Raw genomic sequence first — 11,572 nt, 5'->3', positions numbered from 1 at the left:
CGCTGCGAGCAGGGCGAGCACGTCGCGAGGGTGATCAGATATGCCCCTTCTCCGTTCTCCACGGCGGGCGGCTTGCCGTTGCCGCGAGGCGCGCTGAGCACGCCCGGCTCATGCCCGAGCCATCGGCTCCTGCCCGAACGTGGCGTGCAGGCGCCGCGTGTGATCCACGTGGCGCTCGGCTCCCGTCAACGTGACCCTGGCCGTCAGGCGCTGATCCGCGCTGGATGCGGCCAACCGCACCTCCAGCTCGCCCGGTTCGACGACGCGCCGACCGTCGCGTCCGGTGAAGGAGGCGAGGTCGGCCGGGACCGTGACACGGACGCGGCGGGCCTCGCCCGGTTTCAGTTCGACGCGGGTGTAGCCGACGAGGCGCTGCACCGGCTGGACGACGGAGGCAACCGGGTCATGCAGATAGAGCTGGACGACCTCGGTTCCGGACCGTCCGCCCGAGTTTCGGACGGTGAAGGTGAGGGTGAACTCGCCGTCCGTCGGAGCCTCCTGGACGTCCACGGTCAGGTCTGCCCAGTCGAACCGCGTATAGGACAAGCCGTGGCCGAAGGCGAACGCGGGGGTCGGGTCGATGTTGGACACCTCGCTGGCGTGCGCGAGCCGCGCCCCGAGGTACGTGGCCGGCTGGGAGTCCGGGCCGCGCGGCACGCTGGCCGGGAGACGTCCGGAGGGATTGGTACGGCCGCTGAGCACACCGGCGATCGCGTGCGTGCCCTCCTCACCCGGGAAGAAGGACTGCACGATCGCGGCGGACTCCTCCACGGCGCGGCCGAGGGCATACGGCCGTCCCGCGAGCAGCACGGTGACCACGGGTGTCTCCAGGTCGAGCAGGGTGTCGAGCAGGTGCTGCTGCGCACCGGGCAGCACCAGCGCCTCGGCGTCGCACCCCTCGCCGCTGGTGCCCCGCCCGAAGAGCCCGGCGCGGTCGCCGAGCACCACCAGGGCGATGTCGGCCTCGCGTGCCACCTGGGCGGCCTCGCGGATGCCGGAGAGATCTCCGTCGTCGATTCCGGTGCCGCGGGCGACCGTGATCTCGGCGTCGGGGAACTCGGCGGAGAGGGTGTCGCGCAGCGTGGGCAGTTCGATGCCGAGTGGGGTCCCGGGGTGGCGGACGCCGATGTGCTGAGGGAAGGAGTAGCAGCCCAGTACGGCGGTGGGCTCGTCGGCGTTGGGACCGAGCAGGGCGATGCGGCGCGGCCTCGCGAGCGGCAGGGTGCCGTCATTGCTCAGCAGCACGACGGCTTCCTCGGCGACCGTGCGGGCCAGCGCGCGGTTCTCCGGACCGTCCAGGTCGATCCGGCCGCGCAGGGCGGCCGGGTCGTCCAGGTCGGCCCCGTCGAGCCCGGCTGGTACGGGGTTCCAGTCCGGGTCGAGCAGGCCGAGCATCGCCTTCTGCGTGAGCACCCGGCGCAGGGCGCGATCGACCAACGCCTCCGGTATGCGGCCGTCGGCGACGGCCTCGGCCAGGGGTGCGCCGTACGCCTTGACGTTGGGCAGTTCGACGTCGATGCCCGCGTGCAGCGCCGTGCCGGCGGCGCCGGCCCAGTCGGCTGCGATCCCGTGCAGGGTCTTCAGGAAGGCGATGGCGAAGTAGTCGGCGACGACCGTACCGTCGAAGCCCCATGTGTCGCGCAGTAGCCCGGTGAGCAGATCCTCGTCGGCCGCGGAGGGCATGCCATCAGTGTCGGTATAGGCGTTCATCACCGACCGGGCGCCGCCTTCACGGATCGCCATCTCGAAGGGAGGCAGCAGAACGTCGGCGCGTTCACGTGGGCCCACGGAGGAGGGGGCGAGGTTACGACCGGCGCGGGAGGCCGAGTAGCCGACGAAGTGCTTGAGGGTGGCGACGATCCCGGCGGACTCAAGGCCCTGCACGTATGCCGTCCCGATGGTGCCGACGAGGTACGGGTCCTCACCGATGGTCTCCTCGACCCGGCCCCAGCGGGCGTCGCGCACAACATCCAGGACGGGCGCGAGTCCCTGGTGGACGCCTACGGAACGCATGTCGCGGCCGATGGCGGCGCCCATGCGCCGCACGGTATCCGGGTCGAAGGTGGCGCCCCAGGACAGCGGAACGGGGTAGGCCGTCGCCCCCCAGGCGGCGAAACCGGCCAGACACTCGTCATGCGCGAGAGCGGGGATGCCGAACCGGTTCGTGGCGGCGAGCCGGCTCTGGGTGCGGGCCAGGGAGAGCGCACCCAGGGCGGGGTCGACGGGGACCGTGCCGAAGGGCCGGGTCAGCTGGCCCAGTCCGGTGGGCAGGAGGGCATCGAGATCGACGGCCTCCTCCATGTCGTGCTGATGGGGTGCCACTTCACCGCCCTGGTCGGAGGCGCCCACCCACACTCCGTACAGTTGGGCGGTCTTCTCCTGAAGGGTCATCGCGTCGACCAGGGCGTCGACTCTCGCGGTGACGGAAACGGTGGGGTCGTTCCAGAGGGGAATTTCGGGGGTGTTCTCGACGGCCACGTTGGCGTTCACTTTCCTCCCACGCCCATCAGACCCTTGACCAGGGCGCGGCGGGCGAACAGGTAGACGATCAGTACAGCCGGCCACCGGCCACAGCGTCGGCGTCGGCGTCGGCGTCGGCGTCGGCGTCGGCGTCGGCGTCGATCAACGACTGAATCCGGCGGTCAGCCCGCTCAGCAGCTGGCGGCGGCCGAACGCGTACAGGACCAGGACGGGCAGTGTGGTGAGGACGACGGCGGCGAGAACGGCAGGGACATTGACCCCGTACTGGCCCTGGAAGGTCCACAGTGCGAGCGGCAGGGTCCGGCGGTCAGGGCTCTGAGTGAGGACCAGCGGCAGCAGGAATCCGTTCCAGATGGTCAGTGCGTTGAAGATGGTCACGGTGAGGATGGCCGGTCGGGTGAGCGGTGCCGCCAGCCGCCACAGTGTCGTCCATTCGGTGGCGCCGTCGACCCGCATCGAGTCGAACAGTTCTTTGGGCACGTCGCGGATGAAGTTGGCGAGCACCAGCACCGACAGCGGGATGGCGAAGGCGATCGACGGAAGGATCAGCGCCAGCAGACTGTCGTACAGACGTAGTTTGATGATGATCAGGTACACCGGGATCACCGTCGCCTGCAACGGGATGGCCAGACCCGTGAGGAACAGTCCGTTCATCGCACGCAGGACCCGCATGCGCCAACCACGTACGATCGCGTAGGCGGCCATGAAGGAGAACACGACCGCCGGCACCGCGGCGCCGGCGGTAACAACGACGCTGTTCACGAAGTAGCGAAGGAAGTCGGACTCGATGACCAGCCGGTAGTTGTCCAGTGTGGGGTCGCCGGAAGGCACCAGCGGGTTGCTCGCGTAGTAGCGGCTCTGCGCCTTGAGACTGGTGATGAGGGTCCAGTACAGGGGTACGGCGACGACGACCAGCCAGAGCCACCCGGCCAGGCCGCCGGCCCAGTTGCGCCGGCGGGCCGCCCGACGGGAGTGGCGTCGCCGCTCACGGTGGGTGCCCTTCCGCGGTCGTCGCGGCTCGGTCGGCGTGGTGGACACCTCAGACCCCCTCGAGTTGGCTCGCACCGGCGTCCCGGCCCCCGAGCCGGCGCAGCAGCAGAGCGAGGGCCAGGCCCACCAGGACCAGGATGACCGCGATGGCGCTGGCCGGTCCCATCAGGCTGGCCTGGAATCCCCGCTTGTACATGGCCAGTGCGAGGACCCGGGTGGCGTCTCCGGGGCCGCCCTCGGTCAGGACGAAGATGAGGTCGAAGAAGGTCAGCGACCCGACCACCATCAGCGTGGACGAGGTGATGATGGTGTATTTCAGCTGAGGCAGCGTGATGCTGAAGAACTGCCGGATCCGTCCGGCTCCGTCCAACTGCGCGGCTTCGTAGAGGGACTTCGGGATCTGCTGGACGCCACCCTGGTAGATCAGTGAGTGGAACGGGACGAACTGCCAGGAGACGACGAAGATGACGACCCCGAACGCGAGCCCGGGCCGCCCCAGCCAGTCCTGGCTGAGCACCTGGAGCTTCAGCCCGGCACCGAGGCCGAAGTTGGGGTCCAGCAGGGCCTTGTACGCGATCGCGATCGCCGCGGAGCTGAGTGTCAGCGGGATGAAGTACACCACGCCCAGCACCGCACGGTAGCGCTGGCGGCTGGCCAGGAACGTGCCGAGCAGAATGCTCAGTGGCGTCTGAACGGCCCAGGACACGGCCATCACCAGGAACGTCACCCAGAGGGCGTGCGGCAGCCCGGGGTCGGTGAGCACCGCACGCCAGCTGGTCAGCCCCGACGGGCGGATGGCGCCGATCCCGTCCCACGTGGTGAAGCTCAGCGCGAAGACACCGACGAGCGGAATCACGGCGAAGCCGACGAAGACCACCAGCGCCGGCGTCGCCAGCCACGGCAGGATGCTGCGCGGTTCGCGACGCGGCGGATGGCCGGTGAGTGACCTCATTTGCCGGTGACCTCGTTGAGGTTGCGGGCGAACTGCTGTGGTGAGATGGACAGTTGGAACAACTTGACGATGTTGTCCAGCAGGGTCTCGGCGGCCGTCGGACTGAGCGCTTGGTCCCAGGACTGGCCGAACACCTTGGCCTTGCTGGCGATGTCGTAGGTGAACTTCAGGAAATCGGCGCTCTTGGAGGCGGCCAGCGCCTTCTCCGTGCCCAGCCGGATCGGAACCGACCCGTTGTCGACCCACTTCTTCACCTCGGCGTCCTGGAGGACGCCTGAGGCGAAGAAGTCCTTGGCGATCTTCTTCTGCTCGGCGCTGGCCTTCGCGGAGATGGACAGGTACTGGGCGGGGTTACCGACGGTGTCGCTCGGATCGCCCTTGCCGCCCTCAACGGGCGGGAAGGTCATGTAGCCCAGCGCGCCGCTGGAGACGAAGTCCCCACCATCGGCCTGTTGGATGCCGTACGACCAGGAGCCGTGCAGCATCATCGCGGCCTTGCCGGTGTACAGCAGCGCCTGGTCGGCGTTGGAGTCCGCGGTGATCGAGGAGAAGCCCTTGATGAACCCGTGGGCTTTGACCAGCTCCTGCACCTTGGTCAGCGCGGTGATGGCGTGCGGGTTGGACCAGGCGTTCTTCTCGCCCTCGATGACGGCCTGGAACACCTCCGGACCGCCGATGCGGTCGAACAGGAACTCCAGCCACATCATGTTCGTCCACCGGGACTGGCCACCGAGGGAGAACGGCGCTATGCCCTTCGCGTTGAACCTGGGCACCAGCGCCATGATGTCGTCCCAGGACTTCGGTGGCTCCACGCCTACCTGGTCGAAGACCTTCCTGTTGTAGTAGAGGATGATCGGCTGCACGGTCTCGCACGGCATCGCGTAGATCTTGCCGTCGACGGTGGCCGCGTCGAACGAGGACGGGAACAGCCGCCCTTTGACCTCTGGGTGCTCGTCGAACCACGAGGTGAGGTCCTCGACCTGGCCCGCTTTGACGTAGGTGCGCAGCGTCCCCCCTCCCCAACCCCAGATGATGGTGGGTGCCTGCCCCGCGCCGATGGCGGTCTTGATCTTCGTCTTGTACGCGTCGTTCTGGAAGCTGGTGTCTTTGACGTGCTCCTTGGGGTGGGCCTTGTTGAACGCGTCCACCGCGCCGGCTCTGACGCCTTCCTGCGGCTGGCCGCTCAGGTACCAGTACGTGGCTCCACCACCGCTTTTGCTGGGACCGGACGAGCCGCAGGCCGCCAGCGCAGCGGAGACCGGCACGCCGGCGGCCAGGCCGAGGAGGGTACGTCGAGAAAGGGGGATCGTCATGTCTTTTCTCCGCACTCGAGAGCCACCGGCTTCTCGCCAGCCACAGTGAAAACTTTTCGAAACGGCCTTCTTCGAGCTCTGTCCGTGCAAATTAGGTTTCGAACTGACGGCCTGTCAAGGCATGTGCAGGCACGTTGTCGGGCAGCAGCAGGCTGCGTAATATCGGGCACGAACGGTCCTCGAGAAACCTCAACAGCGACCGAAACTGTTTCGAAAAATGGTGATCGAGAGATGAGACGCGATGCGATGGCCGCAGCTGACACGCTGTCGGTGCGGGCCATATCGCGCCGCGCCGACAGGACCCGGTGCCGCCCATGTCGGACCCCGTGCTGCCGGCCTGGTCCGGGCGTTCATGCCCGGCCAGGAGGGCGCGGCGGCGGTCGCCCCGGCCGTCCCTGGTCCGGCCCACCGGATCCGCCGCCGTCCGGGCGGTCGGCCCGGACGGTCCGGCAGTTGGCCCGCTTCCGCCGGAGCCGCGGCTCGTCGGCACCTCCCCGGACGGGCTCGGTCCCGGGTTGCCGTACAGTTGACCGGTTCCACCCGCGTTGCCGACCCGACCGGCGGCTCACCACACCGGTGGACCTACAGCTGGGAGGAACCGATGCGACCGAACACCAGGCGCACCACTTTGGCGGACATCGCCCAAGCGGCCGGGGTCTCCGTCGCGACCGTGTCCAAAGTGGTCAACGGTCGAGGTGACGTGGCGCCGCACACCCGCGCCCGGGTGCAGGAACTGCTGCATCAGCACCACTACCTCGCGCCCGTGTTCCGCCACACCGAGGCCATCGAAAGCCCGACCATCGAGGTGCAGTTCAAGGGCGGCCTCAAGTCGTACGTGGCCGAGACCCTGGAAGGCATCATCGACTCCGCCGCCGAATTGGGGGCCTCGGTGGTGATCAGTAAGGCGTCCCGCGCCCCACACTGGGCCCGGGACCTGGTCTCAGCCGGGCGCCGCGCCGTCATCGCGGTCACCAGCGTGTACACCACAGCACACCTGAACGAACTGGCGCGGGCCGGGCTGCCGCTCATCGTGCTGGACCCACTGCACCTGCCGGACAGCCGGGTCAACAGCGTCGGGGCGACCAACTTCGCCGGCGGCCTGTCCGCGACGCAGCACCTGCTCTCCCTGGGCCACCGCCGCGTCGCCTATCTCGGCGGGCCGACCATGGCCGTATGCAACCAGGCGCGCATGCACGGCTACCGCGCCGCCATGGAGGCGGAAGGAGCGCAGGTACCCGACGCCTACGTCCGGCCCGGAGAGTTCACGTACGAGACCGGGTTGCTCGGCGCCACGGCGCTACTGGGCCTGCGAGAGCCACCGACGGCGATCTTCGCAGGCAACGACGAGATCGCCCTCGGTGTCATCGAGACCGCCCGCGCCCGAGGCCTGCGCATCCCCGAAGACCTGAGCGTGGTCGGCTTCGACGACACAAGCCTCGCCCAGATGGCCTCACCACCGCTGACCACCGTGCGCCAGCCACTACGGGAGATGGGCGGTGCCGCTCTGCGCACCGCCCTCCGACTGGCCAACGGCGAAAAGGTCGAGTCCCACCACATCGAGCTCGCCACCGAACTCGTGGTACGCGCCTCAACAGCGCCGCCCCGCGAAGAGACCTCCACGCGTAAGTAATCGCCGTTCGAGGAGAATCAGGGGCCGCCAGGCGTACGTCGGGGCCGCCGAGGCCGACTGCCTCCTTCCACGCGTGCCACGCGCCCGCGTCATGCGTGCGGGCGGCTCTGCCCTCCCGCGGCGATTGTTTCAAGCGGCCTTCGGCGCTGCCTCCGGCCCATGTCACAGGGTTTGGACGCGGCTCCTGCTGACTTCGCAGTGCTCTCGCACGCACCGCGCGTCGAACAGGTGTCAGCAGTAGGTGCGCAGCGCCCAGACGAGACTCCAGTTGATCTCGGTGGGACCGGAGTCGGCGGGCGCGACATGGTTCACGGAGCCGTAGTAGTCGAACATCTTGACTATGCCGCCTCCGGGAAGGCGGTTGTCCCAGTATCCGACGCCGCTCCAAGGCTCTAATGCGGACTCGCCGCAGTGCAGGACGAGCTGGTCGCCGCTGCCGCTGGTGGCGCAGAACGCGTCGGGCACGGTGCATGGAGCCGTGGCCGCACGGCTGGTTGAGAAGCTGTCGGTGGCGGCGGCGCCGGTGGTCGTGCCTGTCAGCGCAGCGGCCGAGAGGGCGAAGACGGTGAGGGCGGTGAGGGCGGTGCGTGTCTTGCGCATGTGTGCCTGCCTTCGTGTGGGTCCGGTTGCCGTGGTGGCAGGGTGCCGGAACGGGTGCGGGAGAACCTGGGCGCATCTTGATTGTGCCGGTGGTGTCATCGTGCGGATCATGGTTGGCGGGCGGGATGGGTGTTCTCCTCCGTCAGCAGGAACGCCGCAACCACCTTTGTGAACGCCTCCGGCGCTGCGCGGTGGATCAGGTGCCCGACCGGGATGGTGACCATGTGCCCGCCGGGGATGCGGCGTGCCAACTCGGCGACGCCGTCCTGGGACACGTGGCTGTGTGGACCGCCGGCCACCACGAGGGTCTCGGCGGTGATCTGGCTGAGTTGCTCCAGCCATCTGGGATCGGGCTGGTCGATCTGCCGCCTGACGGCCAGCACCACCTCCCAGTCGAAGGTCAGGTCGCCGTCCGGCCTGGCCGGGGTATTCGGCTCCCGGGGACGGGGGGCCGACACATCCTCCAGGACCAGTCGGCTCACCCGCTGTGGGTGATCTTGTGCGAGCAGGTAGGCCACGACCCCGCCCATGGAATGCCCGATCAGATCCACGGGGCCCAGTCCCAGCGCGTCCAAGAACCGCAGCACATCGGCCCGCATGAGTTCGAGCGAGTAGTTCCCCGGCCAGTCGCTCCGGCCGTGCCCACGCATGTCGAGGGCATACACCCGTCGGCTGTGGGCAAGGACGGGCACCACCTGCTCCCAGTCGGTGGCATTCTCGCCCAGCGCGTGAACCAGCACGAGCGGCGGAGCATCCGGCGGACCCGACACCTGATAGGCCAGCCGAATCCCACTCACGTCGACCAAGCGGTGATCAACCATGTCCGGAGGATATGCGGTAGGGCCCTGCCGGAGTATCGGCGTTCACAGGCGGCTGAACCGCCACCGCGGTCGGTGTCCCAGGTCCTCAGCCACACAGCACGGCCCCGATCTTCGCGGAATCTGTACTCGTAGGTGTCGGCGAGGCCCCTCCTGAAGGGCTTGTCCCAGACCGGTATCACCGCCCGGATCCTGGAGGTACGTGCTCCCAAAGGAGCCCGCTGGGGAGCGCGGTCCGACACACGACAGGTGCTCATGTTCTTCTTGCTACTCACTACCTGGACAGCTTCCTCCGGGACTCATCCGTCCCAGTAAGGCTGTCCAGATCAGCGGGAAACTTGAGGCCGAGGACCAGGACGTGATGTGGGCGTACTGTTTGTGGTGAAGCCTGGCTTTGACTGGGAGGACTCATGGGTTCCCTGGAGACACCTGTGGGTGTGGATGTACGGGATAGGCTGCTCGCCACCGCGGCTCAGGATGTCGTACACGCGCTGAGAGCTTCGGCGGCGACGGTGTATCTTGTGCGCCCGGAACCACCGAAATTGATGCTGATAGCCACGGCAGTGGTGGTTAGCTCCCTCGGAGTGGGACCTATTGAGCATATACCGGTAGATGATCCAGTATATGCGACGGCGGCCGCTTATCGGTCCGGTGATACGACGACGGCGTATTCGATCGATTTCCTGGGAGAGCATCCCGAGGAGGCGATTTCCATACCGTTTCCTTTTACCGCATTTTCGGCCCCCGTCGGCGGGGTAGGGGTGATGACCGCGTTTTGGATCAATGGCCCCAGAGAGCCGACAGCAGAAGAGAGGCGGCAGCTCGCGGAGGTGTCCGGCAGGCTGGGGCGCGAGCTGGAGCAGCTGGCTGCCCGGCGGGTGCCCATGACTCCTCCGGCCGTGCCGCGGGTACACGCCGCGGAGTCCGGGCTGGCCGAGGGCCAAGGAGCAGCGGCCATTGACAACGCGCCGCTCGTCTATCACCTGCATCGGCTCGCCGTGCAGCTCAACCACGTGTCGGACGGCCGGGAAGCTGCCGCGTTGGCCTGCGCGCGGGTGATGTCCGCGGTGGACGCGGACGCGATGGCGGTGACCCAGGTAAAGGGTGACCGGCTCGTCATTGCCGCTGCCGAGGGTTGCTCGCACTTGTTCCTGCGGGAGCTGGAAGGGCAATTGCTCATCAGTGCTTCAACGCCCGAGGCGAGGGCGGTGGCGCACAGGCGCCAACTGACCTATGCACCGGGAGCGGCACTGACACGCGGCCGGGTGGGGAGCGGGGACCGTGACGATTACGCCTGGGTGGTGCTGCCGCTCCTGGGGGGCAGCGGGGTCGTGGTGGGCACCTGCTCGATCGGCAGCGAGCAGCCAGGCATCTCGAAGACCGCTCCATTTGCGCTGGCCACGCTGCTGGGACAGGCACTGGAACGCACGGCGGCGGACGGCGCCCGACACGCCCTCGCACAGCAGCTTCAGAGGACCCTCTTGCCGCGGGTGCTGCCGCAGTGTGCAGGCATCCGCAGCACGTCCAGATACGTGCCGACCGGCGGGATCGACCTGGGCGGCGACTGGTATGACCTGGTGACACTGCCTGACCAGCACAGCGTCACCGCACTGGTCGGTGACGTTCAGGGGCACGACATTCAGGCCGCCGTGGTGATGGGCCAGCTCCGCGCGGCCGTGCGAGCCTACGCCACCGAGGGCCACCACCCCGGCACCATCCTGGGGCGGATAAACCGCTTTCTCTGGGAGAGCAGTCATTTGATGTGCACATGCGCATGCATGCAAATCGACTTGGATACCGGCGTCGCCCAGCTCGCAACCGCCGGACATCAACCGCCTATAATCCGTGATCCCGCGGGTTGCTATTGGAATTCCAATTCCGGCCTGGACATAGGTGTGCCACTGGGAGTCGATCCCGATAGCTCATATATGGTGACCGAGGCCATTTTGGAGCCGGGCACACTGCTGACCCTCCACACCGATGGAGTGATCAGTCAAGAGGAAACCCAGTCGGACATCATGGAGGCCGCTATTAAATTCTCCGGTGCCGATGAGTTGGAAACTCTGGCAGACGAGCTGATCCGCCGCCGCAGCAATCGCATGACCGATGATGCAGCGCTACTGCTGCTGCAATTTGAGGGTCCTCCTGCGCATGCGCGCATTCGTCAGCTTGAAATCACGCAGAATGATTTGCGAGGTGCTCATCGCGCTCGTTCTGCCGTCCATGGCTGGCTGCATGAGTGGGAGATGGGCCAGGTAGCCGAAAAGATGGAGCTACTGGTATCCGAGATGGTCACCAACGCGCTGATTCATGCCGCCACCGACGTGCATGTGTGTGTGCGCGGATACACGGACTGTGTGCGAGTCGAGGTGCGGGACAGTGACGTGCACCCGGCGCGGCAGGACACCTCGCCCCTACAGGACGACGATCCTGCGGAGAGCGGCCGCGGGTTGCTCATCGTGGATGCGCTGGCAGACCGTTGGGGCAATTCGCCCAGCGGCCGGGGAAAAACGGTGTGGTTCGAGGTGGCGGCAGAGCCATCGTGTCCGTAACGCTGGTCGGCGCATCCGGTTGATCTTGCCCAGCCGGGCGTGGGCCTGTTTTTCAGCTCCTTGCACCGGCCACTGTGAACGCGCGTCTCACCGACTGACAAACATGGCATTCGGTAAATGCGGGTCGGTTCTGGATCAGATAGTCACGCTCCGGCTCCTTTGCCATAGGTGACCTGCGCTTGGCGCAACCTGCCTGAGGTGCTGTGTTTGCGCAGCTCGATGCGCGGCTTCCCCGC

8 protein-coding genes are annotated in these 11,572 nt (G+C 67.5%); 2 read left to right on the top strand and 6 right to left on the bottom strand.

Features of this window, described 5'->3' with window-relative positions; genetic code table 11:
• Positions 1-108: 108 nt before the first annotated feature.
• The 4 genes from ABD329_RS23140 to ABD329_RS23125 form a co-directional block, all read right to left on the bottom strand.
• The gene (locus ABD329_RS23140; protein WP_198274763.1) at positions 109-2,490 is read right to left on the bottom strand and encodes a beta-xylosidase/alpha-l-arabinosidase; all 2,382 of its coding nucleotides are present in this window, start codon (positions 2,488-2,490) and stop codon (positions 109-111) included.
• Positions 2,491-2,622: 132 nt separating this feature from the next.
• On the bottom strand, positions 2,623-3,519 hold the full coding sequence (locus ABD329_RS23135; RefSeq protein WP_198274764.1) for a carbohydrate ABC transporter permease: 897 nt from the start codon (positions 3,517-3,519) through the stop codon (positions 2,623-2,625).
• A gap of 1 nt (position 3,520) precedes the next feature.
• Complete coding sequence (locus ABD329_RS23130; protein WP_198274765.1) at positions 3,521-4,423, bottom strand: carbohydrate ABC transporter permease; 903 nt, start codon at positions 4,421-4,423, stop codon at positions 3,521-3,523.
• Positions 4,420-5,730 (bottom strand): extracellular solute-binding protein, encoded by a 1,311-nt coding sequence (locus tag ABD329_RS23125; protein ID WP_198274803.1) that lies wholly within the window; start codon positions 5,728-5,730, stop codon positions 4,420-4,422. The genes ABD329_RS23130 and ABD329_RS23125 overlap by 4 nt, the downstream gene beginning before the upstream one ends.
• Before the next feature lie 607 nt (positions 5,731-6,337).
• On the opposite strand from ABD329_RS23125, the gene ABD329_RS23120 reads away from it, so the two are divergent.
• Positions 6,338-7,366, top strand: coding sequence for a LacI family DNA-binding transcriptional regulator (locus ABD329_RS23120; RefSeq protein ID WP_198274766.1), 1,029 nt, complete (start codon positions 6,338-6,340; stop codon positions 7,364-7,366).
• A gap of 231 nt (positions 7,367-7,597) precedes the next feature.
• On the opposite strand, the gene ABD329_RS23115 is transcribed toward ABD329_RS23120, so the two are convergent.
• Both ABD329_RS23115 and ABD329_RS23110 read right to left on the bottom strand, forming a co-directional pair.
• Entirely contained in the window at positions 7,598-7,966 is a 369-nt protein-coding gene (locus tag ABD329_RS23115; protein ID WP_198274767.1) for a hypothetical protein, read from the bottom strand.
• A 107-nt stretch (positions 7,967-8,073) separates the two neighbouring features.
• Entirely contained in the window at positions 8,074-8,787 is a 714-nt protein-coding gene (locus ABD329_RS23110; RefSeq protein ID WP_198274768.1) for an alpha/beta fold hydrolase, read from the bottom strand.
• Between the two features lie 407 nt (positions 8,788-9,194).
• Here ABD329_RS23110 and ABD329_RS23105 point away from each other — a divergent pair, with 407 nt between their 5' ends.
• Positions 9,195-11,336 carry a SpoIIE family protein phosphatase gene (locus ABD329_RS23105; RefSeq protein ID WP_198274769.1) on the top strand — a complete coding sequence of 714 codons (2,142 nt, stop codon included), beginning with the start codon at positions 9,195-9,197 and terminating at the stop codon, positions 11,334-11,336.
• The last annotated feature ends 236 nt before the right edge of the window (positions 11,337-11,572 follow it).

The sequence above is a fragment of the Streptomyces javensis genome, from assembly GCF_039525925.1.
Lineage (GTDB): Bacteria > Actinomycetota > Actinomycetes > Streptomycetales > Streptomycetaceae > Streptomyces > Streptomyces asiaticus.
The sequence above is the reverse complement of the archived record's forward strand: the minus strand, read 5'-3'. Positions and strand labels throughout refer to the sequence as shown.

Excerpts from the sequence above, each read along its gene's own strand:
- ABD329_RS23130 (WP_198274765.1), bottom strand. The coding sequence starts at position 4,423 with ATGAGGTCACTCACCGGCCATCCGCCGCGTCGCGAACCGCGCAGCATC.
- ABD329_RS23120 (WP_198274766.1), top strand. The coding sequence starts at position 6,338 with ATGCGACCGAACACCAGGCGCACCACTTTGGCGGACATCGCCCAAGCG.
- ABD329_RS23115 (WP_198274767.1), bottom strand. The coding sequence starts at position 7,966 with ATGCGCAAGACACGCACCGCCCTCACCGCCCTCACCGTCTTCGCCCTC.
- ABD329_RS23110 (WP_198274768.1), bottom strand. The coding sequence starts at position 8,787 with ATGGTTGATCACCGCTTGGTCGACGTGAGTGGGATTCGGCTGGCCTAT.
- ABD329_RS23105 (WP_198274769.1), top strand. The coding sequence starts at position 9,195 with ATGGGTTCCCTGGAGACACCTGTGGGTGTGGATGTACGGGATAGGCTG.